This window comes from Thalassobacillus pellis (assembly GCF_016908295.1).
In the GTDB taxonomy this organism is placed as follows: Bacteria; Bacillota; Bacilli; order Bacillales; family Halobacillaceae; genus Thalassobacillus; species Thalassobacillus pellis.
This window is the reverse complement of sequence record NZ_JAFBDO010000001.1, coordinates 1-25,536: the sequence shown is the minus strand read 5'-3', so window position 1 is coordinate 25,536 and position 25,536 is coordinate 1. Positions and strand designations below refer to the sequence as shown.

General features: G+C 42.9%; 29 protein-coding genes. 19 read left to right on the top strand and 10 right to left on the bottom strand.

Translation table 11 applies throughout. The features are described 5' to 3' along the window. Positions 1-153 precede the first annotated feature (153 nt). A complete protein-coding gene (locus JOC33_RS00145; RefSeq protein ID WP_205089827.1) occupies positions 154-984 on the bottom strand; it encodes an alpha/beta fold hydrolase in 831 nt (276 codons plus the stop codon). 98 nt (positions 985-1,082) lie between these two features. On the opposite strand from JOC33_RS00145, the gene JOC33_RS00140 reads away from it, so the two are divergent. Beyond that, positions 1,083-1,865: a cobalamin-binding protein gene (locus JOC33_RS00140; protein ID WP_205089826.1), complete on the top strand. Its 783-nt coding sequence runs from the start codon at positions 1,083-1,085 to the stop codon at positions 1,863-1,865. Between the two features lie 5 nt (positions 1,866-1,870). Here JOC33_RS00140 and JOC33_RS00135 read toward each other — a convergent pair whose 3' ends face one another. Continuing rightward, positions 1,871-2,698 (bottom strand): MBL fold metallo-hydrolase, encoded by an 828-nt coding sequence (locus JOC33_RS00135; protein WP_205089825.1) that lies wholly within the window; start codon positions 2,696-2,698, stop codon positions 1,871-1,873. Between the two features lie 60 nt (positions 2,699-2,758). Then, positions 2,759-4,138: a Na+/H+ antiporter NhaC gene (gene nhaC, locus JOC33_RS00130; RefSeq protein WP_205089824.1), complete on the bottom strand. Its 1,380-nt coding sequence runs from the start codon at positions 4,136-4,138 to the stop codon at positions 2,759-2,761. A gap of 696 nt (positions 4,139-4,834) precedes the next feature. Between nhaC and JOC33_RS00125 the strand changes: the two genes are divergently transcribed. From JOC33_RS00125 to JOC33_RS00110, 4 genes are all read left to right on the top strand, one after another. Then, a complete protein-coding gene (locus JOC33_RS00125) occupies positions 4,835-5,572 on the top strand; it encodes an AzlC family ABC transporter permease (RefSeq protein WP_205089822.1) in 738 nt (245 codons plus the stop codon). After that, positions 5,569-5,859 (top strand): AzlD domain-containing protein, encoded by a 291-nt coding sequence (locus JOC33_RS00120; protein ID WP_205089820.1) that lies wholly within the window; start codon positions 5,569-5,571, stop codon positions 5,857-5,859. Before JOC33_RS00125 ends, JOC33_RS00120 begins: the two co-directional genes overlap by 4 nt. A gap of 98 nt (positions 5,860-5,957) precedes the next feature. Further along, positions 5,958-6,392: a transporter gene (locus JOC33_RS00115; RefSeq protein ID WP_205089819.1), complete on the top strand. Its 435-nt coding sequence runs from the start codon at positions 5,958-5,960 to the stop codon at positions 6,390-6,392. A 95-nt stretch (positions 6,393-6,487) separates the two neighbouring features. After that, a complete protein-coding gene (locus tag JOC33_RS00110) occupies positions 6,488-7,024 on the top strand; it encodes a GNAT family N-acetyltransferase (protein ID WP_205089818.1) in 537 nt (178 codons plus the stop codon). A gap of 236 nt (positions 7,025-7,260) precedes the next feature. On the opposite strand, the gene JOC33_RS00105 is transcribed toward JOC33_RS00110, so the two are convergent. Next, the gene (locus tag JOC33_RS00105) at positions 7,261-8,130 is read right to left on the bottom strand and encodes a cation diffusion facilitator family transporter (RefSeq protein ID WP_205091484.1); all 870 of its coding nucleotides are present in this window, start codon (positions 8,128-8,130) and stop codon (positions 7,261-7,263) included. A 251-nt stretch (positions 8,131-8,381) separates the two neighbouring features. On the opposite strand from JOC33_RS00105, the gene JOC33_RS00100 reads away from it, so the two are divergent. The 7 genes from JOC33_RS00100 (at position 8,382) to JOC33_RS00070 (ending at position 13,512) form a co-directional block, all read left to right on the top strand. Then, the gene (locus JOC33_RS00100; RefSeq protein ID WP_205089817.1) at positions 8,382-8,600 is read left to right on the top strand and encodes a hypothetical protein; all 219 of its coding nucleotides are present in this window, start codon (positions 8,382-8,384) and stop codon (positions 8,598-8,600) included. 240 nt (positions 8,601-8,840) lie between these two features. Beyond that, positions 8,841-9,596 carry a molybdate ABC transporter substrate-binding protein gene (gene modA / locus JOC33_RS00095; RefSeq protein WP_205089816.1) on the top strand — a complete coding sequence of 252 codons (756 nt, stop codon included), beginning with the start codon at positions 8,841-8,843 and terminating at the stop codon, positions 9,594-9,596. 15 nt (positions 9,597-9,611) lie between these two features. Then, entirely contained in the window at positions 9,612-10,289 is a 678-nt protein-coding gene (gene modB, locus JOC33_RS00090; protein WP_205089815.1) for a molybdate ABC transporter permease subunit, read from the top strand. Then, positions 10,286-10,936 carry an ATP-binding cassette domain-containing protein gene (locus JOC33_RS00085; RefSeq protein ID WP_420825692.1) on the top strand — a complete coding sequence of 217 codons (651 nt, stop codon included), beginning with the start codon at positions 10,286-10,288 and terminating at the stop codon, positions 10,934-10,936. The genes modB and JOC33_RS00085 overlap by 4 nt, the downstream gene beginning before the upstream one ends. Before the next feature lie 208 nt (positions 10,937-11,144). Next, positions 11,145-11,756: an NAD(P)H:quinone oxidoreductase gene (wrbA, locus tag JOC33_RS00080; RefSeq protein WP_205089810.1), complete on the top strand. Its 612-nt coding sequence runs from the start codon at positions 11,145-11,147 to the stop codon at positions 11,754-11,756. Positions 11,757-12,173: 417 nt separating this feature from the next. Continuing rightward, positions 12,174-12,416: an IDEAL domain-containing protein gene (locus tag JOC33_RS00075; protein WP_205089809.1), complete on the top strand. Its 243-nt coding sequence runs from the start codon at positions 12,174-12,176 to the stop codon at positions 12,414-12,416. Between the two features lie 259 nt (positions 12,417-12,675). After that, on the top strand, positions 12,676-13,512 hold the full coding sequence (locus tag JOC33_RS00070; RefSeq protein ID WP_205089807.1) for a M15 family metallopeptidase: 837 nt from the start codon (positions 12,676-12,678) through the stop codon (positions 13,510-13,512). A gap of 449 nt (positions 13,513-13,961) precedes the next feature. On the opposite strand, the gene JOC33_RS00065 is transcribed toward JOC33_RS00070, so the two are convergent. Further along, entirely contained in the window at positions 13,962-14,585 is a 624-nt protein-coding gene (locus tag JOC33_RS00065; RefSeq protein ID WP_205089805.1) for an NAD(P)-dependent oxidoreductase, read from the bottom strand. A gap of 121 nt (positions 14,586-14,706) precedes the next feature. Here JOC33_RS00065 and JOC33_RS00060 point away from each other — a divergent pair, with 121 nt between their 5' ends. Beyond that, positions 14,707-16,002 (top strand): MFS transporter, encoded by a 1,296-nt coding sequence (locus JOC33_RS00060; RefSeq protein ID WP_205089803.1) that lies wholly within the window; start codon positions 14,707-14,709, stop codon positions 16,000-16,002. 90 nt (positions 16,003-16,092) lie between these two features. On the opposite strand, the gene JOC33_RS00055 is transcribed toward JOC33_RS00060, so the two are convergent. After that, positions 16,093-17,010 (bottom strand): zinc dependent phospholipase C family protein, encoded by a 918-nt coding sequence (locus tag JOC33_RS00055; protein WP_205089802.1) that lies wholly within the window; start codon positions 17,008-17,010, stop codon positions 16,093-16,095. A gap of 401 nt (positions 17,011-17,411) precedes the next feature. On the opposite strand from JOC33_RS00055, the gene fumC reads away from it, so the two are divergent. The 3 genes from fumC to JOC33_RS00040 all read left to right on the top strand — a co-directional run bounded on the left by fumC (position 17,412) and on the right by JOC33_RS00040 (position 19,440). Then, positions 17,412-18,803 (top strand): class II fumarate hydratase, encoded by a 1,392-nt coding sequence (gene fumC, locus JOC33_RS00050; RefSeq protein WP_205089801.1) that lies wholly within the window; start codon positions 17,412-17,414, stop codon positions 18,801-18,803. Positions 18,804-18,891: 88 nt separating this feature from the next. Next, positions 18,892-19,098, top strand: a complete 207-nt coding sequence (locus JOC33_RS00045; RefSeq protein WP_205089800.1) for an alpha/beta-type small acid-soluble spore protein — start codon at positions 18,892-18,894, stop codon at positions 19,096-19,098. Between the two features lie 81 nt (positions 19,099-19,179). Next, complete coding sequence (locus tag JOC33_RS00040) at positions 19,180-19,440, top strand: hypothetical protein (protein WP_205089799.1); 261 nt, start codon at positions 19,180-19,182, stop codon at positions 19,438-19,440. A gap of 42 nt (positions 19,441-19,482) precedes the next feature. Here JOC33_RS00040 and JOC33_RS00035 read toward each other — a convergent pair whose 3' ends face one another. Then, positions 19,483-20,580, bottom strand: coding sequence for an ABC transporter ATP-binding protein (locus JOC33_RS00035; protein WP_205089798.1), 1,098 nt, complete (start codon positions 20,578-20,580; stop codon positions 19,483-19,485). A 119-nt stretch (positions 20,581-20,699) separates the two neighbouring features. After that, positions 20,700-21,602 carry a PucR family transcriptional regulator gene (locus JOC33_RS00030; protein ID WP_205089796.1) on the bottom strand — a complete coding sequence of 301 codons (903 nt, stop codon included), beginning with the start codon at positions 21,600-21,602 and terminating at the stop codon, positions 20,700-20,702. A 131-nt stretch (positions 21,603-21,733) separates the two neighbouring features. Between JOC33_RS00030 and JOC33_RS00025 the strand changes: the two genes are divergently transcribed. Next, the gene (locus JOC33_RS00025) at positions 21,734-22,009 is read left to right on the top strand and encodes a metal-sensitive transcriptional regulator (protein WP_239533921.1); all 276 of its coding nucleotides are present in this window, start codon (positions 21,734-21,736) and stop codon (positions 22,007-22,009) included. A 93-nt stretch (positions 22,010-22,102) separates the two neighbouring features. Here JOC33_RS00025 and JOC33_RS00020 read toward each other — a convergent pair whose 3' ends face one another. Both JOC33_RS00020 and JOC33_RS00015 read right to left on the bottom strand, forming a co-directional pair. Further along, entirely contained in the window at positions 22,103-22,255 is a 153-nt protein-coding gene (locus tag JOC33_RS00020; RefSeq protein ID WP_205089794.1) for a hypothetical protein, read from the bottom strand. Positions 22,256-22,311: 56 nt separating this feature from the next. After that, positions 22,312-23,619, bottom strand: a complete 1,308-nt coding sequence (locus JOC33_RS00015) for a YheC/YheD family endospore coat-associated protein (protein ID WP_205089792.1) — start codon at positions 23,617-23,619, stop codon at positions 22,312-22,314. 206 nt (positions 23,620-23,825) lie between these two features. On the opposite strand from JOC33_RS00015, the gene JOC33_RS00010 reads away from it, so the two are divergent. Beyond that, complete coding sequence (locus JOC33_RS00010) at positions 23,826-24,962, top strand: DUF445 domain-containing protein (RefSeq protein WP_205089791.1); 1,137 nt, start codon at positions 23,826-23,828, stop codon at positions 24,960-24,962. 88 nt (positions 24,963-25,050) lie between these two features. Beyond that, positions 25,051-25,404 carry a YlbF/YmcA family competence regulator gene (locus JOC33_RS00005; RefSeq protein WP_205089790.1) on the top strand — a complete coding sequence of 118 codons (354 nt, stop codon included), beginning with the start codon at positions 25,051-25,053 and terminating at the stop codon, positions 25,402-25,404. Positions 25,405-25,536 lie beyond the last annotated feature (132 nt).

Below are 25,536 nucleotides of genomic sequence, written 5' to 3'. Positions count from 1 at the left end.
AAGACCTTAAGGGGGGCGCTGAACTAGATTCGCATCACCATAAAATTCTAGAAATAGACAAAACAGTCTGTATGGACATAAAGCTCCATACAGACTGTTTTTTTATTGACCGATAACCTTGGCTTTCTTGCATGACGGCAAGGTTTTTTAAAATTAACTTGTCATTTTTAAAAATTCGAGGCGTTTCTGCCATACTTCCTGTGCGGCATCTCCAATCCAAATCAAATGGCTGTCAGCATTTACGTCATAGATGTCACTTTGAGGAACCGAAGATTTCAAGAGTACAGCATTGGTGTAGCTTACACTTCGGTCTTTTTTAGCATAAAGACCGAGCACTGGTACAGTGATTTTGGAAAGATCGGAAACTTGATGATTCATATCTGCAGAAAAGCCTCTACCGGATCTGGAAGTATCCAGCATTTCATAAAGGAAACGTCGGTCCCGCCTTGAAAGTTTTTGCAACAGGGCATTAGGGTCTTCCGTTGTCAGCTCAGTCAGAATCATACGCATCACATAGTCCGGATGTATGCGGAGCAACAATTTTAACAGCTTCCAAGTCACAGCTTCCCCGCGGCCAAAGAGCAGCCTGCCTTTTCGTTTATAGTTTTTGTCCCAGGGAGTGACAAGTGCAGCTTCCATCACCAACTTGTCCACTCGTTCTGGATATTTGGAGGCAAGCGCAATGCCAGTTGGTCCGGCTGCAGAAATGGCAATGACCGGCAATTTTTTTATGTGGAGGTGATCCAGAACTTCTATTAAAGTATCTGCAAATGCCTCCGGAGTTTTCCCTGTCTTTACTTCCGTTTTATCATAACCGGGGCGTGAGACGGTTAGCAGGGAGTACCCTTCATGGATTAGGCTGCCATGTGACAGGTCCGTATATCTGCTGCAATGCCCGCCTTTTAACACCAATAGCGGTGGTCCTTGTCCTTCATAGGAATATTCTACGTATCCATTTCTGGTTTCCAGTAAGACAGGTCGCATACCCTCATCCTTTCCGTTGCATTTAGAGTCTCCCTCAATATAAGCTATAATGAAAGAAAAGGAAATACGATAGAAGTCTGAAATAAGGAGGAAAGAAGATGCGTTTAGTATCCATATGCCCTAGTAACACAGAACTTGTGGCTTATCTGGATAAAGTAGATTTGCTTGTTGGGATAGATGATTATTCTGATTGGCCGGAAAGCACCAACAGTCTTCCTAGGCTGGGCCCGGATCTGGATATAGATATGGACAAGCTGGAGTCGTTGGATCCTGATTTGGTGCTAGCTTCACTGAGTGTGCCTGGAATGGAAAAGAATATTAAAGGCTTGGAAGATAGAAACATTCCATACATCATTCTCAATCCGAATTCTCTTGAGGAAATCGCATTGGATGTGGAAGCTGTCGGGCACGCGTTAGGGGAAGAGAATAAAGGTAAACATAAAGCGCAGGTATTCAGAGATGCCATCACTCATTTCAGTAAATTGGCTGAAGGGATTGAGGTTAAGCCGAAACTTTATTGGGAATGGTGGCCGAAGCCGATTTTTACCCCGGGAAAAATCAATTGGCTGACCGAAGTAAGTGCGCTTGCCGGGGCGGAGAATATCTTCGCAACGGAGAATGAAGCAAGTGTCCAGACGGACTGGGAAGATGTGCGCATGCGTGATCCTGACCAGATTTGCATGGTTTGGGTAGGGGTGAAAGAAGAAAAAATGAACCCGGATCTTATAAAAAAAAGACCGGGCTGGGAAAACATGAAGGCCGTGAAGAGAAATGATATTCATGTTTTAGAAGAATCGCTATATTGCCGTCCATCCCCGCGGTTATTGGAAGGGATTGAGAAGTTGGCCTCTCTTCTCCATCCAGAGGTTTTTAACCCGTAACAAGACTAATGGACATTCCGTTTGTGCTTTGGTATTGCAAGCTCTTTGAAGTTTGCGGCCAGCTCCTGAAGCTGTTTATTCAGCCGTTCCCCTTCCATGGCCAGCCCATGTCCGGTGATGGCGACTGAGGGCTTTAGTTCTGCCAGCTTTTGCACCGACTTTTCCGCCTCTTTCCAGTTCGGAGTAAAGTAAGCAGGCGGTCCGTGCACTTTCTGGTGTTGGGTAAACACACCAAAGGCTGATTCTTGTTTGACTGTTATGAAGGCATCACCGGCAATCAGCGCCCGGTCTTTCTCCCGGAATAATGCGATGTGGCCGGGGGTATGGCCTGGTGTATGGACATACTTCCAGTCCGGAAGATGAGGGAGTGAACCATCTTCCGGAAGTTTCTCCACATAACGTGCCAAATTAACAGCCTTCGTAGGATAAAAAGGAGAAATCAATGCAAAAAAACCTCCACCGACAGTAGCATCTCCCACGGGGTAATCGCGTTTCCCTGTTACGTAATCCCATTCCATGGGATGGACAAATATCGGGACATCCCAATGTTTGGCAAGGTAGACTGCAGAACCGACGTGGTCAAAGTGTCCGTGTGTCAAAATAATCGCTTTTGGCGGGTGGCCGCCAAATCGCTTCCGTGCCATTTCCATGATCCGTTCCCCATAATGTCTGATTCCGGTATCAATCAACACCCAGTCGTTTGAATTTTCTTTTCCAATCATACATACATTAACGATCAAGGTCTGATAGAAGGCAAGATCATCCAGTACGACATCAGCGACCGCATGGTCCATTTTCCAACCGTCCTGTAAATGTTCCGTGTGCTTATCCATATATCCGAACTCCTCGTTTTCTTTTAGTCTTATACGAATGATGGAAGTTATACACGGAACTCAAGCTTTTCGTTCAATTGTTTTTCCCGTTAAACCGAACAAAATAGTAAGCACAGGGCTTAATAAGCAAAAGAACGCAAATGGCAGATAGTCGATGACAGCTACACCCAGTACATCCGCAAGGAATACACCACAAACACTCCAAGGAACGAGCGGATTGATGACCGTTCCTGCATCTTCCAGTGTCCTCGACAGATTTTTCCTGGCCAGGTCAGCCTTGTCATAAATATCTTGATAAGCTTCGCCTGTCAGCAGAATCGACAGGTACTGCTCTCCTATGAATATATTGATTCCAATTGCGGTAAGCGCTGTAGATAAAGTGATTGTTCTGATTGTCTGTAAGGACTGTTGGATGCTGTTAAGGACTGCTGGAATCACACCCGTTACGAAAAACAATCCTCCGAGAGCCAGGGCTAAAATCACAAGGGAAATGGTGAACAGCATACTGTTCATTCCACCTCTGGATAACATGCTGTTGACGGCATCGTTACCGGTTTCAGCAGTGAAGCCATCAAACCATGTATTCCATAAATCGGTCCAGGGCATCACCCCGCGGATCCCTGCAAGGACAGTTGCTGTAATACTTGTGATCGCGAGTGAAATAAAAGCAGGAACTTTAAAAAGGGTCGCACCGATTAAAATAATCAGCGGAAGCCATGAACTCCAGTGAATAAGCCCAGACTCAGAAAGTGCCTGCTGAATACTGTTAATGCTTCCTGCACTTTCTGCGTTTTCAGATGGTGATAAAAATGCAAAAAGAATAAATGACAGAATAAAGGCAGGGACAGTTGTCCAGGCCATATTTTTGATGTGGTCAAATAAGTCTACTTTTACGACAGTTGATGCCAGATTAGTCGTATCGGATAGTGGCGACATTTTATCTCCGAAAAATGCCCCGGATACGATAGCACCAGCTGTCATGGCTAAAGAAGCATCTAAGGACGAAGCAACCCCAAGTAAAGCTACACCGATTGTGGCACTTGTGGTGAACGAACTTCCAAGGGCAACCCCTACAATGGCAGTAATGGCAAACACCAATGCTAAAAACCATGGGCCGCCTGTCATCAGGAAAGCAACATCCATCAAAGCGGGAATGGTACCGCTGACCATCCAGCTGCTGATCAGAATACCAATCAAGAAGAAAATCAATACAGCTCCCATGCCGGTTTGTGCCCCCTGAATCATACCATTCTGGAGCATTTTAAATGAGAAACCTTTGAATAATCCATAACTGAGCATAATCATTAACCCGATTAAGATTGGAATATGGGGAACAGTTTGTAAACGAATAATAAAATAACTGATAACACTTACGATGAGAATCAATAATATAATTGCTTCGGCCATGCTTGGTAATTTCTTGGGCTGTAAATGTAACATGCTGATTCCTCCCTATAGACTAAAGCGAAAGCGCCTTGTTCACCCCCGCAAGCATAAGCCAAGCCTCGTCGTGACGATCTGTGTCACAGAGAGGAAGGGCTTATGCCCCAGGGGGTAGGCGCTGGAGCTGGATGAGACTAAAGCGAAAGCGCCTTGTCACCCCCGCCAAGCATAAGCCAAGCCTCGTCGTGACGATCTGTGTCACAGAGAGGAAGGGCTTATGCCCCAGGGGGTAGGCGCTGGAGCTGGATGAAACCCCTCTGCAAAAGGGTTATCCACAACAATCCATTTTTATAACCTCATGACAATAAAAAACTTCATCCCGAATAGGGACGAAGTTCACTCCGCGGTACCACCCTGATTGATGAAAATGTCATCCACTCTAAGAAAAAGAAAATGCCGCTGTAAATAGAATTCTGTAATTCAGGAAACATGCAACCTGGATTCACAGCTGCCATCCAGTCTCTGTAACTGTTCCATGGACCCTACTTCGGAATTCTTGACACTTCTTTTATACTTAAACGCTTTTATGTTGTAAAGTATGTCATTTAATATAAAATAAAGAATAGGTTTTTGTCAATGGAAGTATTATGCATGGAGCATTTTAAAAATGGTAAATAAAAGCAATCGCGCCATTTGAAAAATTCCGTTATGATTAAAAGTGTTATGGATTTTTATTGTTCCGGAGGTAGAGGTATGGAACCAAAAGTAATGGATATAGAAGCAGACAATTACATAACAAGAAAGCACATGGTAAAAAGAGGGTTTGTCGCAGGACTGCCGATTATGCTTGGCTATCTTCCCATTGCAGTCACTTATGGAGTACTTGCCCGTCAATCTGGTTTGTCCAATATAGAATTGACATTAATGAGTATATTAGTATTTGCTGGTGCTGCACAGTTTATGGCTGCCAATATGATAGCCATAGGTACTGGAGCGGCAGAGCTGATAATCGCGACGTTCGTGCTTAATTTCAGGCATTTTGTCATGAGCTTATCTTTCATGAATCGGTTACGGGGAATTGCATTAAAGTGGAAAGTTCCATTATCCCTCGGGCTTACTGATGAGACTTTTACTGTATCCTCCCTTCATAAAAAGGAAGCAAAAGAGCAATATGGTGTATGGTTCTTTGGTTCCCTGATTCTGACTGCTTATGTTGCTTGGATCGGTGGGTCATATTTAGGCGGGGTACTTGGAGATATCCTTCCAGCGCGATTGAGCCAGAGTATGGGAATTGCTTTGTATGCTATGTTTATCGGCTTGCTAATCCCATCTATCAAAAAAGAATCCAAAGTTGCAGTTGTTGCTGTTATTGCCATGGCGACGAATTTTATATTTTCTGTTAATGGTATGAGTGACGGATGGGCGATTGTCTTGGGCACTTTAATCGGGGGTTTAAGCGGTATCGGTTTGTTAAAGGAGGATAAGCCATGATCTGGATTATTGTCGGGATGGCCTTAGTGACAGCAATTCCAAGGGTGGTTCCAGCTTTTATTGTTGATAAACTGCGTTTCCCAGGCTGGGTGGACCGATGGTTGAATGCCATCCCTTATGCAGCTTTAGGGGCACTTATTTTTCCGGGTATCATAAATGTAAAGCCCGAATCTCCACACATTGGGATAACTGCTGGAATTATTGCTATCGGACTTGCCTGGGCAGGATTAAACATCATTCTGGTTGTCATTGGTGCCATTACTACCGTTTTTCTGATGACATTGTGAAACTGATCTTCCAGTAATCGGACACAGATGGATATAGTCACACGCCTTGCTGGGATGCATATATTGTAGGGATTATCTCAATAAAGGAGTATGATCGTATGCATCGACAACAAGGAGGGTTCTTTTCTAACCTGCCAGGATTTGGTGGGATAGGAGGTTTTCCAGGCCAGGGACAGGGAGGTTTCCCAGGTCAAGGTGGCTTTCCCGGCCAGGGCCCGGGCGGATTTCCGGGGCAGGGTCCAGGAGGTTTTCCTGGTGGAGGATCGCAGTCCATCCAGCTTCCGCCGCCGCCATCAGATGAGCCACAATTCAGTGCCCAGCAATCCCCGGGCCTTTTTGCGGTAGATCCAGGGTCGTTCTACGGCTGTTTATTCCGATTTACACGCGTATGGCTAAGAAATGGCCAAAGGTTCTGGTTCTATCCTGTTTTCATTGGAAGGACTTCCGTAGCAGGATATCGTTGGCGTCCACGCCAAAGACGTTGGGTCTATTTCGGAACAGATACGAACCGGATTGTATCTTTCCAATGTTGAAAAGAGGAGGATGGCCAACAGCGGTCATCCATCCTTGTTTTTCTAGTTTTGACATAGAGCAGCCATAATCAAACCAGAAGGGATGATACGTGCCAATGTTCAATGTAAGAAAAGCAGTCTATAAGGATGCAAGGAAGATAGCAGATGTTCATGTAAGCAGCTGGAAATCCGTTTATAAAGATGTTATCGATGAACAAGATATGAGTAACATTACAGTGGAAAACAGGACTGCCCTGTGGGAAACAGTTTTGAAAGTACCTCTGAATGGACAGTTTGTACTTGTGTTGGAAAATGATAGAGAAGAGATAGTAGGGTTCATATCCGGCGGCAGGGAACGGACAAAACGTTACGGCTATGACGGTGAAATCTATACGCTTTACTTATTGGATGACTATCAAAAAAAAGGATTAGGTGGTTTGCTGCTCCATGCATTTTCAAAGGAAATGAAAGTACATGGTTATGATTCACTCCTTGTATGGGTGCTGACAAAAAATCCTGCCAGCAAGTTTTATCGTAAATATGGTGCCAAGCGTGTAGAAGCAGAGATAGTTACGATCGGCGACGGTACATATCAGGAAACCGCATTTGGGTGGCAGCATATTGATGCTCTCCTGAACCAGTTCCATGCATAAAAAACGCTAAAGGAGCAGTATTGTTGGTTGTTGATTCACAAATCACTTGCCTGCGGATGCTTGCCGCGGGCACGGCCTCAAGCCTTCTTGGTCAAAAAGACCGGAATTCAGTTATTTTGACAAAACGGTCTGTCTGGACATTAAATTCCAGACAGACCGTTTTTTAAAGTTCATACCTTATCTAAACCTTCAGTTTCTCAGAAGTCTCTCAATTAAAAGGGAAAGAGGGATCCGTTCTATTGTTTATATGGTTCGATATGGATTTGGGCATGCTTGATGTTCAATTCTTCTTCGAGCATCTCTTCAATTTCATCGGTAATGGTATGGCCTTCCTCGACACTTATCTCGGGGTCAACATGTATCGTCGCATCAATCAGTACGATGTTACCCTGTAGTCTCCCCTTGACGTCTTTTATGGACCATACACCTGGATTCTTTGCAATCAACTGTTTGATTTCTGCAAGCATTTCTTCATCAAAGCCATCTGTAAGCGTATGAGTGGAATCACGGAAAATATCCCATGCCGTTTTACAAATGATCAAACCTACGATAAACCCGGCTAATGGGTCCAGCCAGAAAATACCGAACTGGGCACCAAGAATCCCGATAAAAGCGCCGATACTTACAAGGGCATCCGAACGATTATCCTGGGCGGCCGCATATAATGAAGCGCTTTTTATTTTTTTGGACAGCTTCAAGTTATAACGGTAGACACCGAGCATGACAAAGGCAGCTATAAGTGCAGTCCAGGCGGTAAGTATACTCGGTTCCTCGAAATTCTGATGCCATAAATTTTCCACTGTACCAATGATCACTTCTAATCCAACTGTCATCATGATGAAGGCTGCAATTAGAGAGGCAATGGTTTCTGCACGAAAGTGACCATAGTGATGGTCTTCGTCAGGCGGTTTTCTGGAGATTCTTAACCCGATTAAGACCGCAATGGATGCAATGACATCGGTAGTATTATTCAACCCATCAGCACGCAGGGCGGCAGATCCTCCGATGGCGGCAATGATCAGTTTGACAGCTGCCAGGACAAGGTATGCTGCAATGCTGACCCAGGCTCCTTTTTCACCTTTTTTTAAGTTTTCGTATTCGCTCATCATTTCCGCCTCCGATAACGGGAAAAATGGAAAATTAGTCCAACCTTGATTATTAGCATTCATAGCTTAACAAAGCCATACATATTGAGTCTAGAGAAACAATGATTGCCGGCAGCACACGTATTGATAAAAAGCAATAAAGTTTCCGAGGGGAAAGATAACGAAGATGGTTTATATTTTGTGACTGGGGTAAATAGGGAACAAGCATTTATTTTTTCCATTGCGTTACTTTTTATTAAAGGGGTGAAGGTATGGTCTTTCAGGAAACCGTTGTTGTAGAAGGTTCGATCAAAGGGATGAAATTTTCTAAGCCTGTATTGATTTCCTATGATCCAGATTCCCAGACGCCTGAAGAGGCTTTGATCAATTTCTTTGGCAGTCAGGCCCAATCATTTGAAGAACTGGCTATTCAACGAGGGTGGGAGGAATCTTATTGGACTTATCCTCCATATTACGGAATGGTAGTGTAATTATTTTACTAAGACCGTGTGCGGGAAAACGTACGCGGTCTTATTCTGGTGTCTAAGAAAAATTGATGGTTTTAACATACCTTTGCAGTGATAAAAAAGTGTCAGGATAAAATTTGGTACAAGCTTGTTGGTAGAACAAAACGCTTCTTGCTTTTGTGCGATGGAGGTCTTGCTATTCATAGGAGTTGGTTTTTCGTTATAATGAGAGCAGTAATAGCGTCTACATAAGGTGGAAAAACAATGAAGAAGGTAATCATAACTGCCCTGTTAATCGTATTGTTAATGGGGTGTCAGTCGACCGCAGGGGACAAGAAGACGTCCCTGCGAATATCTGCTGCTTCAAGCCTGACAAGTGTTTTGAAAGAGATAGCAGTAAATTTTGAAGAGAAAACAGATTATGATCTGATCATGAATTTTAATTCATCAGGTAAACTCGCCCGTCAAATTGAAAAAGGCGCACCTGGCGACGTTTATTTATCAGCCAGTGAAAAGTGGATGGATTATGCATTGGAAAAAGGGCTGGTCACAAGTAAGAGTGTTCGGACGGTTCTGGATAATCGACTGGTGCTTGCAGTTCCTCCAGAGGGAGAAAAGTCACTTGACCTAAGCGATCTTGCCTCCTCGCACGTGACAAAATTTGCGATCGGTGATCCGGCAAGTGTCCCTGCTGGAAAATATGCGAAAGAAGCGTTGAAACAAAAAGGATTATGGAAGGAAGTTCAATCTAAGGCGGTTTATGCTAAAAATGTCCGGCAGGTAGCTGCTTACGTCGAATCCGGTAACGTTGATGCAGGTCTTGTTTATCGCAGCGATGTTGCCGCATTGGATGGGCTTCAGACAGCAATTCTCATTCGGGAAGAACTGCATTCTCCGATCCATTATTTTGGAGCAGTGATTGCCTCCTCAGACCAAAAGGAAGCTGCAAGGGAATTTCTTACCTATATGAAGAGTGAACAAGTAAAAGAAATCTACGAACAATATGGTTTTGACGGATAAGGCTGGGTGTTGTTAATGGATTTTTCACCATTATGGCTGTCCTTAAAGATAGCCTCTATTTCAACGGCGATTGTATTTCTTACCGGAACATTTCTGGCAAGGGGAATCGTCAGGAGACAGTTTTTCGGTAAACAGGTACTGGAGGCGTTGTTCATGCTTCCATTGGTTCTGCCGCCAACCGTAGTAGGGTTCGGTTTGTTATATTTATTCGGGAAAAACGGCCCGTTAGGCAGTCTACTGTTGGAATGGTTTAATTTTCAAATCATTTTTACGTGGTATGCCGCTGTGATCGCTGCAATAGTAGTTTCTTTTCCATTAATGTACCAAAGCGCGTCAGCAGCATTTTTAAGATATGATCGGACACTTGAAAATGCTGCTTATACGATGGGCGCGAGCAGGTGGAAAGTATTCTGGACTATTTCCTTTCCCTTGGCGTGGCCAGGACTCCTCGCCGGTCTCGTCCTATCGTTTGCCAGAGGTCTTGGGGAATTTGGAGCCACACTGATGGTTGCCGGTTATATCCCTGGGGTGACAGATACGCTGCCCCTTGCCATTTATTTTTCTGTAGAGTCCGGCAATGAACAGCAGGCTTTATTATGGGTGATCATCATTGTGCTGATTGGTTTTACGACAATCTACTGGCTTAATAATTGGAGCAAAAAACCTTGGCTGAATGATCCCGGGAAGAGGTGAACGTATTGCTTACTGCCAGTTTCAAAAAACAGCTGGACTATTATCTATTGGATATCGATCTGAATGTCGACAATGAACTAGTGGTCTTATTTGGGCGCTCCGGTGCTGGAAAAACTACAATTTTACAGCTGCTTGCAGGGCTATCCAAACCTGCTGACGGCTGGATCAAGTTAAACGAAAGAACCTTGTACCACCAAGGGACTATCCACCATCCAACGCAGCGAAGAAATATCGGTTATGTATTTCAGGATTACGCACTTTTTCCTCATATGACTGTGAAAAAAAATATTCAATATGGCATAAGGGACGAAAATACAGCAGAGTCTCGAAGCCATATAAATAAATTGGTGGACATGGTGTCAATAGGGCACTTGCAGAAAAAATATCCTCATGAGATTTCAGGAGGGGAAAAGCAGCGGGTCGCTTTAGTGCGGGCACTTGCTTATCGGCCTGATTTATTGCTTATGGACGAGCCGTTTTCCGCTCTCGATGAAGAAAGTCGTTACCAGTGCCATGAACAAGTGCTTCAATTGAAAGAAAAGTGGCAGATCCCTATGATACTCGTTACCCACAACAGAGAAGAGGCTGAAAAGCTCGCTGACCGCATCCTTTTTATTGAAAACGGAAAAATAGTTGACACAAACTAGCATGAGATTCCCGGGAGAACTCCGTAGATGATTGAAGGAACCTGGGAATTTTTTATGAAAATAAAACCGTATATAAAAAATATCTTGAATTAAAGAGTCTTTAGTTTGAATAAAATTATAAGAGGGTATATAGTGGAAATGTAGCAGCCGGAATAATTACCCAGGCTGCCGGAAACGATAAAATGAAATGTGAAAAGGAGAGATAAGAGTGGCAAATGTAAAATTAGCAGTCATTTATTACAGTTCTACCGGTACTAACTATCAAATGGCAAAATGGGCGGAAGACGCAGCGAAGCAAGAAGGAGCGGAAGTCAAACTAGTTAAAGTTGCGGAAACTGCCCCAATGTCAGCAATTGAACAAAATCCTGCATGGAAGAAGCATTATGAAGAAACAAAAGACGTCCAGGAAGCAACTGTGGATGATCTGGACTGGGCAGACGCTTATATTTTCAGTGTGCCTACACGCTTCGGTAATGTCCCATCTCAATTCAAACAGCTTATGGACATGGCTGGCGGACTATGGTTCCAAGGTAAACTAGTCAATAAAGTAGCAAGCGCCATGACATCTGCACAAAACCCACATGGCGGACAAGAAGCCACCTTGTTGAATCTGTACACAAGCATGTTCCACTGGGGCGTGCTCGTCGCAGCACCAGGATACACCAACGACGCAGCCTTCACTGCAGGCGGCAACCCTTATGGAACAAGTGTTAGCGTCGATGGTGAAGGCAACATGAAAGAAGATGTGGAAGAAGCTGTCCGTAATCAAGCGATCCGTACTATTAATGTGGCGGAAATGATTGTCAAAGGACAACAATAATATTATTTCTTCAGGATAGGAGCTGTTCCAAGTGGGACAGCTCCTTTTGTCTCATCCCCCTTTTCCAAAGGTCGAATTAGTACATTTCGGAATGATAGTTCTATATTCAACATAAGAGCAGCCTATTTATCCAGGTACTCGGTACAAATAACCGTGTTGTCGCTCATAGAATAGACAAGTCGTAGTCTATGCTACTTTTCTATGAAATCAAGATAAATTTTTTCCAAATTAATGGATAACGCTTAAAAAATAAGGGTAAATAGAAATATTTAATTCCCATAAATTACAATTGAAATAGGTGTATGGACAGGTTTAAAATGGGTGTAAGAGGGAATAGTAAATTAAATATTCAGAAAATTGTTGCAAAACCTCTTCAAATCCTGCATAATAGAAAAAAGCATTTAGGGGGTAGGCCACATGAAAAAGCAAAAAATTAATTACGTGTTGCGAAGAAGCCCTGTTTTTAGAGATAAAACTATTTATGCAAAGCGAGAGCTATCCTTCGGTCTTCAACTAGCTTCGCGTTTGATCCTAGATGAGTTAAGCTACCAGTTTAATAAAACGCGACTTGACGCTGAAATTAATGACGCCATTGAAATGGAAGATCGTGACCGATTTGATCGCTTAAGTAAAGAATATGTGCCATATACTTGGGAGTAAGTCTAACTAGATATGATAGTAAAGACCGATGGATTCACTGAGTCCAGCCGGTCTTTTTTCACTTTATGAAAGTTTAAATTTGTTAAAGGTTAAAGTATAAGTAAAACGAAGGCTTTCGCCATAAAGACTTGGCGAGCCAAGTTTTTCTAAGAGACTTGCCTTGGAAATTAAGATTATTGAATGATAGGGAATCTGCTTACATGTATGGATTTTCCATGTTATAGTGGGAGAAAAGTGGTTTTTGAAAGGAACATAAGAAATGGACAGGATGATAACCAGTACAGTTCTCTCTCTGACGGTATTATTAGCAGGTTGTGCAGGTTTCGGTGAAGAAACCAACTCTTCTCAGTTAACCTCCAGTGATAACGCTGAGAAACAATCAGGAATGAAAGAAAAGGAGCAAGAGGACACGAATCATGCCAACAAAAATAAAAATGAAACAACGGATGATACGCCTGTTTCGGGTAAAGAACCGAATTCAGATAAAGGAAATAGTGGAATGGTTGTAGTTGAGGAACCTAATAGCTTTCAGGTAGTAGTAAATAAAAATCGGAAACTACCTGATGGGTTTGTTCCAAAAAATCTGGTAGTTCCGGATGTTCCGTTCTATTTTGACGAGTTTCATCCGAAGAAACAGATGAGGAAAGAAGCAGCCAAGGCTTTAGAGGAATTATTTCAAGGGGCCCGCCAGGCAGGTCTTGAGCTAGTTGGAGCATCTGGATATCGTTCGTATGAACGGCAGAAAAGCATTTACCAAAATAATGTGAAGACGAGGGGACAGGAGTGGGCCAATCAATTTTCGGCTAAGCCAGGCACAAGTGAGCACCAAACAGGACTTGCTATGGATGTTACTTCTGCCCAGATGGCTTTTAAATTGGAGCAGAGCTTCAGTCAGACAGCAGAAGGAGAGTGGCTGGCTAAACATGCCTATGAGTATGGATTTGTAATTCGCTATCCGAAAGGTAAATCAGATATTACCGGTTATTCATATGAACCGTGGCACCTTCGTTATGTAGGGAAAGAGACAGCAGAGGAAATACACCAGCAGGAAAAGACATTGGAAGAATTTTTTGGACTGCTTCCAAGTAAACAATAATTACAGGAAGAGTGTCTGATTTAAAGGATTGGGGTTGTCCATAAGTCAAAAATAGACTTACGGGCAGCCTCTTGTTTTCATATTGTTGATACGGGAAAAGTATGGCTAGAGAACGATTGAAGCGACTAAAAAAGCCCTTTATAATCGAAAGGAAATGTTAAAGTTTGTTGTTGATTCTCACTAATCGCTTGCCAGCGGATGCTTGCCGCGGGCACGACCTCAGCTAACTTGGTCAAGAATATCGCTTGACCAAACGATTCTCTTTCTGCAGGGAAGACGACAAGTCTCCTCGGGCTTCGTCAGTCTTGACTCTCCTGCAGGAGTCTCATACTTTCCCTGCCCAAATTAGCAATCAACAATGCAAAAGTCTTCTTTTTTTCATACGAAAAGAACATGACCTTTGCTTCCTCAGAAGACACAATCCGGCTTCTTCCGGAAACACATGCTTCTTAGTAGCAAATACCGACACGGCTACGGATAAACTGTTTCTGTTCGATCACTTCCACAGCAAAGTTTGCAGTGTCTCCTACTGTTATTTTTTTGCCGTTTTCAGGTAGAAGATTTTTTTCATATCGTACTCCGCCAAGGGCATCTCCATCAGGCAGGTAGGTCGGGCAGATGATTGTCCAGTCCAGGTTGCTTTCTTTAAGTATTTGATAGGCTTTCAGGTGTTCCTCTGCCGCGAACGTAGATTTACGTTTACTTTCTGAAGTTTGAAATCTGTATTTACCTTTCTCCAATCTGCTGTCCAGAATGCCTGCAGTTCCGACTGTCACAATTCTTTTTATTTCCCGTTCCTTCATTGCCGTTATAATCAACGGTACCGCTTTTGACAGTGTATCGTTTTTATCTGTATTGAGCGCGCTGAAGACGACGTCACATCCCGTCAGAACAGTTCTTACATCTTTTAGGCTTTTGGCATTGCCTTCAACGATGCCAGCCTTGCCGGATACCATCCCCGCTTGTGAAGTATTTCTGACTAAAGCATTCAAATTCCATGATTTGTGAGCATGGACAAGGTTTATAAAACTATTTCCTACACGGCCAGTTGCACCAAAAACAGCTACCTTCATTACTATCCCCTTTTGTTGTATATTTTTATGATTATTCTGAAAAAAGTGAGCATGAACTGTTGAGAATTTGCTATGCTTAGTATATACGATATACAAGTCATTGTCTTGATGGGGGAAAAACATGAAAAAGAAACCGATTTTAAGCTGGGTCTTTTATGACTTCGGCAATTCCGCATTCGCTACGACGATGATGGCAGCAGTCTTACCGATTTTTTATTATGATGTAGCAGCGGCCGGGCTCGATGATACCCTGGCCAGCAGTTATTGGGGCTACACGCAATCGATTGCGGTGTTGATAGTTGCAGTGCTTGCACCTATTCTTGGGGCAATAAGTGACTATTCCGCAGCCAAGAAAAAATTCCTGATGTTCTTTGCCTTCATGGGAATGATAGCCAGTATCCTTATGGCTTTTGTGGGAGAGGGCCAGTATTTACTGGCATCCCTGCTGATGGTTTTGGGGACAATCGGTTTCTCTGGGGGAAATGTATTCTATGATGCATTTTTACCGGAAGTTGCAGATGAAAAGACGATTGATAAAGTTTCTGCCTGGGGATTTGCCTTTGGTTACATCGGAGGTGGGGTTCTTCTTGCCATAAACCTGGCGATGATCATGAAGCCAGAGTTGTTTGGGATTTCAAGCACACTTTTAGCCACTAAGTTATCGTTTGTTTCCGTCGGCCTCTGGTGGCTGGTATTTTCCATACCGCTTTTTAAAAATATCCTCGAAGAAAAGAAAGTGAAGCAAAAAAGGACAAAATCCTACGCAGCGATTGGTTTCCAAAGAGTTGGCCAGACCTTTCGGGAAATTAATCAATACAAACAGCTGTTTATATTCCTCCTTGCCTTCTGGTTATATAATGACGGCATTTCCACCATCATTAAAATGGCGACTATCTATGGAAGAGATATCGGAATCAACAGTAATGACCTTATTCTTGCTTTACTGATTACACAGTTCGTGGGAATTCCATTCACGTTCGTATTCGGATGGCTCGCATCTAAAATAACCGCGAAGCGAGCGCTCAGCTTATCCTTAATCGTCTATATCATCATTGTGGTTATCGGTTATTTCATGACCAGCGCCCTTCATTTTTATATTTTGGCAACCTGTGTAGGAATGGTGCAGGGAGGGGCACAGTCCCTGAGCCGTTCTATTTTTGGCAGGATGGTACCGGATGATAGACACGCGGAATTTTACGGGTTTTATGGGATTTCCTCAAAATTTGCGGCAATTTTTGGTCCATTCCTCTTTGCAATCGTCGGTCAGTTGACAGGTTCGAGCAGGTATGGAATTCTTGCTTTGGTTACTTTTTTTGTTGTTGGTCTGATACTCTTACAGCGTGTGGACGTTGATAAAGGTGTGGAAGATGCCAAGGACATGACTCGATTAAAGGACACAATTGATATTCATTCATAAAAACAAATAAAGACGATTCCTCCGAAAGCATAGTGACGGGAAGGAATCGTCTTTTTTCGTTAGAGAACAGCAGTTAAAGCGCTGGTTGATCTAAACAATTGGCTGGCTCCACTGATTGGTCAGTTTTCGGTGGAGCGGCTCTCCTGTATCATAAGAAATATCGCTTAATAAGGATTCAATTTCATTAAAAAGTATGGCTTCTTTCTCGTTCCAGTAATGGAGGAGAAGAGTCAGGATTTCCATTCCTTCTTTTCTGGCGTTATCATACAGTTCAAAAAAAGAGTCAATCCTTATTTCACCGGTTGCCGGGTGCTTCCATTCCGTATGGCATTCGTTCAAATAGTCTACATCGCCTGATACAGGGCGGTGGGAGAACGGTGATACGAGTGACCGGAGGAGTTTGTTTTTCCAGCCGTAAGGATCGTATAGAATTTTTAAAGCGAGTTTCATGTCACGATAGGATTGCTGAATGAATTTAGCTGGTAAGTCTTCGACAAGAACAGGAAAGTGGCGCTTGATTGCCTCTTCTACAACTTTAATCACTCCACGATTCAGGTGCTTACCAACATCGATTTCTTTGTATACGGGAGTTTTCCATGTTTTGATGTTTCGAATCCGTTCCAGAATAATGGTATCGATAATCGTTTCCAGACGTTGATGATTATTACCTTCATAGCCTGCCCGGTAATGGATGTAGGGATGGGTGTTTCGGTCTAAAATATGGTGGGTGACAAAACCAGCAATATAAGCTCGGACTGGTAATGGAGCAGTCCTGCCTGCTTCAATAAGGTCAAGCAGGAAATCACCGCACTTTTCTGTATGGAGTTTCATCCCTACCTGGTCGACTTCTTTATTTTTTAAGAAGGGCCAGAAACGGTGATAAAAAAATGGATCCGGTCCCTGGGCACCCAGATTGACAAAATTCGTGACCAAACCGAATGAATCTGGGTGTTCGACACTGTCCAGTATATCTTCGGCAAAATGAATATGAGTCCATACATTTGGCATGGGGATGGCTCCTTCCCTGATTTTCTCATTACCATTATATAAAATTTCGGAAAGAATTATTGAAGGAATTTAAGAGGGGATGTGAACTTTTCATAACATTTCCATACGAAAAAGGGAGCCCTCCCACAGGGCTCCCTTACCACTATTTTCCCATTTTCGAAAGAGATCGAGCAAGAAAATCATCTACAAAACGTCTAATATATCCCTCCTTAGCGTTTTATGTAGTATCTTCCTGCCTCCTTTCTTAATTGTTATCTTTAATATACGCCCAATTCAGAAAAATGTAAATAGTCTGAAAGAAATATTTTTGAAAAATTCACTTTGGTTCTGTTAGTGGGATAATGTTGAAATTTGTTACAATAGGAAAGGAGTTAATTTCGTATAATTGAGGGAGGATATATATGGACTATCGTATCGAAAAAGACACACTCGGTGAAATGAAAGTTCCGAAAGAGAAATACTGGGCAGCCCAAACACAACGCAGTAAAGAAAACTTTCCTATCGGTAATGAAAAAATGCCTGTGGAAGTGATCGAAGGTTTTGCTATTTTGAAAAAAAGCGCTGCACGTGCGAACAGTGAGCTTGGTTTATTAGAACAGGAACGTGCGGATGCTATCGGTTATGCTGCTGATCAAATTCTTAAGGGAAAACTGGAAGAACATTTTCCTTTAGTTGTCTGGCAGACTGGCAGTGGTACGCAGTCAAACATGAATGTCAATGAAGTGATAGCTTATGTTGGGAGCGAATGGCTGAAAGAGCAAGGAAGTGAAACACGTCTTCATCCAAACGATGATGTCAATAAATCGCAGAGCTCGAATGATACTTATCCCACTGCCATGCATATCGCTTCTGTACTTAAAGTAGAAGACACTGTACTTCCTGCGTTAAGACAGCTTAAAAGTACATTGAAAGAAAAGATGGAAGCGTTTCACGATATTGTTAAAATCGGGCGCACTCATCTCCAGGATGCCACTCCACTTACGCTTGGGCAGGAAATAAGCGGTTGGCACCGGATGCTGGAAAAAACAGAAAGCATGCTTGAGGACAGTCTCTCTTATGTGAAGGAACTCGCTTTAGGCGGCACCGCAGTTGGGACCGGCCTTAACGCCCATCCTGATTTCGCGGAATTAGTAGTAAAAAAAATAAAAGAGGAAACAGGAAAAGAATTCGTTTCGGCTCCTAATAAATTCCATGCACTGACTTCTCATGATGAGCTTGTCCATACGCATGGTGCCTTAAAAGCCCTAGCTGCAGATATCATGAAAATAGCAAATGATGTGCGCTGGCTGGCAAGCGGTCCTCGCTGTGGAATCGGAGAAATCACAATTCCGGCTAACGAACCTGGAAGTTCGATAATGCCAGGTAAAGTCAACCCAACGCAAAGTGAAGCAGTGACAATGGTGGCGGCTCAAGTGATGGGGAATGATGCAACGATTGGATTTGCAGCAAGTCAAGGGAACTTTGAACTGAATGTATTTAAGCCGGTTATCGCATATAATTTCCTCCAGTCTGCTCAATTATTAGCAGACAGCATGGTATCGTTTGATGAACGATGTGTAAGTGGAATAGAACCGGAACATGGAAAAATTGAGCAGTACCTGAAGGATTCCTTGATGCTGGTGACAGCCCTTAATCCCCATATAGGTTATGAAAATGCAGCGAAAATTGCAAAAACCGCTTTTGAAAAAGATCAGACATTGAAAGAGACCGCTGTCGAGCTTGGTATTTTAACAGAAGACCAGTTTGAAGAGTACGTAGACCCGAAAGCTATGACAAAACCGAACGCCAAGTAGGGTGAGTTTTTCCCTAATTTACCAAATTATTTTTGTGATACTTCCTGAAATTGTGGTCAAACTACAATTACACAGGAGGTGAGACAAAATGGCTCAAAACCAATCTAACCAATTGCTTGTACCTGGTGTACAACAAGCTCTAGACCAAATGAAATACGAAATCGCTCAAGAATTCGGTGTACAACTTGGTGCTGACACTACTTCCCGTGCTAACGGTTCTGTAGGTGGAGAAATCACTAAGCGTCTAGTACAAATGGCTGAACAACAATTCAGCGGACAACCTCAACAACGATAAGCATGGTAAACAAGAGAAGTGGCGAGCCACTTCTCTTTCCATTTTCATATACTATAATGATAGATGGTGGAGGAGCGCTCAATGAAGGTTTGTTCCTATTGCAATGGGCTGAAACATTTGGAACAACAATGTCCGGCATGCAAAAATCTAATGGATGATCAAGGGAAGCTTGTCGATTATTTGGATGATTACAGCCCTTACCTTGATGTCGGGATTACCAAAATGGTTGATGGGGATAGGCAATCCGTGAAGTCGGATCATTGTATACATGTACTCAGATGTAAAAGTTGTGACAGGGATGAAGTAGTTGTCATCGAGGAAGAGCCCATAGAAAAAGGCTAACCACTGAAGGTTAGCCTTTCGCCGTTTAACTTGGCTTTTGTATTAATCAATGCGTTCTTCTGTTTCGCTATCGAAAAAGTGAGCTTTATTCATATCAAGGGCAAGCTCGATGTCTTCGCCGCCATTGATATCTGTGCGGGAATCTACACGCGCAATAAAGTCCTGGTCATAAACTTTTGAATATAGATAGGATTCAGATCCCATCAGCTCAGCAACTTCGATGTGGGCAGTGATTTTTGCATCCTGGTTAGCATCTACAAATAGTGGCTCGTCATGCAGGTCTTCCGGACGGATACCCAGAATGATTTCTTTGTCTACATAGTTTTGAGCTCGAAGCGGTTTCATTTTTCCTTCAGGTACCTTAATTTTAACATCACCGATTTCGATACTGCCATCGCTCAACGTACCAGTCAGGAAGTTCATTGCAGGAGATCCGATGAATCCACCGACAAAGACATTCGCTGGTTTATCATAAACTTCTTTAGGAGCACCGACTTGCTGGATGTACCCATCTTTCATAACAACGAGGCGAGTTGCCATCGTCATTGCTTCTGTCTGGTCGTGCGTAACGTAAATCGTAGTCGTTTGCAGACGCTGGTGAAGCTTTTGGATTTCCGCACGCATTTGTACACGTAATTTTGCATCAAGGTTGGAAAGCGGTTCATCCATCAGGAAAACTTTTGCATCACGTACAATAGCACGGCCGAGGGCGACACGCTGACGCTGACCACCGGATAGGGCTTTTGGCTTACGGTCAAGCAATGCTTCCAATCCAAGAATTTTGGCAGCATCCTGGACACGACGCTCGATTTCTTTTTTATCCATTTTACGTAGTTTCAAACCGAACGCCATATTGTCATACACGTTCATATGCGGATATAGGGCATAGTTCTGGAAAACCATCGCAATATCTCTATCTTTCGGGGCAACATCGTTCATGCGGCGGTCACCGATATAGAAATCGCCGTCTGTGATTTCTTCCAGACCGGCAATCATTCGCAAGGTTGTGGATTTACCACAGCCTGATGGACCAACGAAGACGACAAACTCTTTGTCGTTGATATGTAGATTGAAATCTTCTACAGCTTTTACTTTCTTGTCATAAACCTTATCAATATGATCGAGTACTAATTCTGCCATGAAACAATTCCTCCTTAGTAATGTAAGCGTTTTTACGATATGTTTACAGTCTACCGAAGAAGGTTTGTTTGGTAAATGGACGAAGTGCACAAAGAATTTTCTGAGTTTTGTGCAACTTGTCAATTCTTGTCCTGTAACAACATGGCAAGGTAGACAAGCATACCTTCTTTGAACTGCCTAACGTCTATTCCCGTCTTTTCAATGAATTTATCCACGCGATATTGCAGGCTGTTCCGATGCATATACAGCTGTTTCGATGTCAGGGTTGCATTTGAATTACATTCGAGAAAGACTTGTATCGTCTTTAACAACTCATGATCATCCTTCGCATCTTTTAAAATAGCTTCTATAATATTCTCGCTTGTCCGATCAGAAAGTTTATCGAGAAAAAGGAAAGGGATGACATCCAAGTGATCTGCGACAGACAGTTTCAGGTGTTTTTGTGCAACCTGAGAGCATTGACGGCTCCAGTTAAAATGAGCAGGTGCCTGTTTGATGTCGGTGAAAAAGTCGCTGACAAAAAAAGACAGCTTCACATAAAAATCACTCATGAGTACATCGATAATTTGCTCATAGGAGTGGCTTTCTTCAAAATTTTCATCAGCTTCCTCGATAATAAATCCAGTATTTTCGTCTTCCCAAATTAACGGCATCGCAGTAGGAAAAAGTCCTTGAACTGCTTCCTGGAAGCTTTCTGATTCCATCGGATTTTCTGATATTATAAAGAAGACGAACCTGTACTGGATCGGTGGATTTTCCAATAAGCGATTGTCCAATTTTTCATGAAACAACAGATCTGCCCATTGTTGTTCGCGCTCGGTATTTTCAGGTTTTTCCCAATGGTAAGGGGTAAGGAAAATTCCGAGCATGTCTGCTTCCTGACCATCAAGCTCATCTCTGTCAATCCCAATGATTTCGTCATCCGAAGTTAGAAACCATGCATGATTTTTAGGTATTTCTTGCTCTTTTTTACGCTCGATCAATGAAGGGTACAACTCTTTTAATTTTTCAATAATCGCCATTTGTCTCTTCCTTTTTGTTGGATTATTCTTTATTATATGGAATATGTCTGCTGCATCCAAGGAAAAGTCACTTACAAGCTCCAGCTTAAACAGAATTATAATTTGACCTCAGTGAAATTGGAGGGATGACAATGGAAACAAAAATGGATCATTACAATCAGGAAATGAAGAACAGATTGAAGAGAATTGAAGGACAAGTACGTGGTGTTTTGAAAATGATGGATGAAGAAAAAGACTGCAGGGATGTCATCACTCAGTTGTCAGCTGCACGAACAGCCATGGATCGCGCCGTTGGCTATATAGTAGCGAAAAACCTGGAAAAGTGTATCCGTACTACTCATGAAAATGAAGATTCTGCTGAAGAACTGATTAATGAAGCAGTTCAGATGATTGTAAAAAGCAGATAACAAAAGGGGCTGCCCAAAAGTCTTCCAAAAGACCTTTAGAGGCAGACCCTTTTTTTACCCTTTAAAAGGTTTAACTTTGTTAAAGGATTAAAGTCATTTCTTCTGTTTAGGGATTTCGTGCGCTTCATCTATTTGGCCATGACGGAACACTTTTCCTCCTGCCATGCCTTCATTAATCATTCGATCGACATCGAGCTCGTATTTTCCTTTACCTTCCGGTGCACGGTTTTCTTTTCGCTTACGCATCTGCTCACCTCCCGTTACTAGCATTAGTTTTAGCCATAACGGGTAATTCATGCCAATTAAGATCTTTTCGTCATTAAATAATAGCTGTAACGATAAATGTAGGAAAAGTAATCCTCGATTTGGTTCCAGAGAATAGGGTGCTCGAAAATGAAATAACCCGGCTTGGCATTTGCCTCAAATAGCCAGAGTGAGTCATCCTGGTCGATACCTATATCGAGTCCAAGCTCACCTAGTTGCTGATGATAATGACGGTCAAGCTCATAGCTCGTTTCCAATGCTGCAGATTCCAGCCGCTTTGTGATTTGAGCAGCTTTCTTTTCAGGGAATATTTCCTCTACCAGTTTAACCTGTGCCCCGTAGGTCAGGTGAGTTGTCGGCTGTCCTTTTGATCCCAGGCGTGCTGCCATGACTGTGGCACGCCATTTTCCTGTCTCATCTTTATTGGTGTGAACACGGAAATCAACAGGCTGTTCGTCAATCTCAAACAACCTGATCTGTGGCTGAAGCAGATATCCCTCGCTTCCTTGAGGGAAATAGGAGGAAAAAAAAGAATGGACATCTGCAAAAGTTTGGGATTGAAGCGCCTCCGATTCGGTTACATGTATGGAACCGGTGTCTGTTTTCTGGACGCGGATCAATCCTTCTCCTTTACTGCCGTGGGAAGATTTTATATAGATATTTTCTTTTTCCAGCATATCAGCAATCATAGCTTCCGAAGGGTGGAAAACGGTCTTTGGTAAAAGATGATCAAGATGATCGCTCTGTTTCAACTGTTTGAATACCGACCATTTATTGAAGAACCCTGGATTAAAAATATGTGTCTTCTTCCGCAATGATCGAAATGCATTAGCCACTTTTGGATGATTTTCCGCTTTCCGGTTAGGAATACGGTTATGAACTACTTCAGGAAGAGGAGATTCAATTTTCCTCCAGATATTCTGGTCATAAATGTAGCCGGTCATATAAGAAGGAAGCGAATTCAGGTGCTGTTGCCCGAAAAAAACACTTTGGTAACCATGATTCCGTCCTGCATTACTAAGTGCTTCAAAATATTTTGTCCTTGTCCCTAAAAGTGGTCCGCGTTTTTGAAAACCTGCGGTGAAAACCCCGAATGGAATCGTGCATGTGGCATTTTCGCCATTCAAGTGGAAACTGGCCATCCGATGTCTCGGCAGCGTAAGCCGTTTTTCTACAGCTGAAGAAATGAGAATGAAATTGTCTTCCTGGTTATGGGTCAGGCATTGGACAGGGCAGGTTCTATCCCCAAATGACACCGAGTGAATCGGGTGAAATTCCCTGCCATAGGCTTTAGGGACAATCATGCGGGCGTGGGCGCTAGGGTAAAAACGGATAGCAAAGAACATGGACGGCCCTCCTCTTTTTAACACGTTTATGAAAGACTTGGAATTTAGTTCCGCGACGTAGTGGAAATTTTCAAGTTCAAAGCACGAAAAGACGAGTTCTAATAAAAATATATGATTGGAGATCTATCTTCATACATTAGTAAAACTTTTAGAAAAGAAGACAAATGGATTATACTTGAGGATGGATAAGAAATGAGGTTGATCTAATGGATACGATAATCATGATCCTATTAATGATGGCTATCGGGGCATTGATCGGTGGGCTGACGAACTCATTAGCCATACGGATGTTATTCCGTCCGTACCGCCCCATTTATATAAAAGGATACCGGCTTCCCTTTACACCAGGCTTGATTCCGAAACGGCAAGGGGAGCTTGCCCGTCAGCTTGGAAGGATGGTCGTCAAGCATTTGCTTACGGCGGAAGGGTTGCGGAAGAAGCTTAAGAATCATGAGTTTCAACAGCAAATGATTCGGTGGAGCCAGTCAGAAGCAAAACATTTTCTAAGTCAGGAAACAACAATCAAAGAACTTTTGAAAAAAATGGATATAGAAGTCGAGGCTGCGGGTATCAAGCGCAAAACAGCATTCTGGGTTGAGAACCGCTATGAAGAAATAATGGAAGGTTACCGTCATGAAAAAATCGGCGATATCATGCCTGACAGGTGGCGGAGAAAAGCATTCCAAGGGGCAGAGCAGCTGTCTATCCATATTCAAGGAAAATTGGAGAATTATATAGAAAGCTGGGAAGGCAAACAGAAAATAGCTGATTTGATAGAAGATTACCTTGGCGGCCAGGGGTTCCTGGGTAATATGATTGCCTCCTTTATGACACCACAAGGACTGACGGAACGCGCTCACCCAGCCATTTTACAGTATGTACGTGCCCCTGAAACCAGGGCTTGGCTCTCTGAATTGCTGGAAAAAGAATTGCATACGTGGATGGAAGAGCCGATAGGGAACCTGGAAGATAAAATAGGGAAAAACACTATCAAACGTACGCTGGGCAGAACCGTAGCTGAATTTCTTCCAGTAGAAAGCTGGCTGGACAAGTCGGTCAAAGAATGGGTAAAGCCATACCGCTCAACAATTATCCAAGAAGGAATTCCGGTACTGGTAGAGAAACTTACCGAACTTATTTCTGACAAGATTGAAAATATGATGGAAAAAATGCATCTGGCAGAGATCGTTCAGGAGCAGGTAGATACTTTTTCAGTTGAGAGGCTTGAAGATATGGTGCTTGGTATTTCCCGCCGTGAATTCAAAATGATCACTTATTTAGGAGCGTTGCTGGGTGGTTTAATTGGAATAATTCAGGGTGTGCTCGTCATAATTTTCGGATAATCCCCCTTATCCTATACAGAGCTCTATTCGTTTGTTATAGTGGGGGAGGAATCAAAGTACGCCAATCAATTAGGAGGTTTTTTTAAAAATGGCAAATATTTATGATAACGCGTATGACTTGGAGAAATCCATCCGAGAAAGTAATGAATTTCAAGGTTTGAAGGAAGCATATGAAGCGGTAATGGCTGACGAAGCTGCTAAAAAAATGTTCGATAACTTCCGCGAAACTCAAATCAACCTTCAGCAGAAACAAATGCAAGGGGAAGAGATTACGGAGGAAGAAGTACAGCAAGCACAACAAGTAGTTCAGCTGGTTCAACAGCATGAGCAGATCTCTAAGCTTATGGAAAAAGAACAACAGTTGAATACAGTCATCAATGATGTAAGCCGTATTATCACGAAACCATTGGAAGAGCTTTACGGCAATCCAGAAGAACAATAAAGCATTTACAAAAAGATCAGGCGAAAACGTCTGATCTTTTTTTATGTGTGCCCGGCATGGGCATATACTCTAGGGTTCAAGTCCCGAACGGCGAAGGTCGTTGTAGCTGTTAGCCAAAGGCAAGGGTGTCCA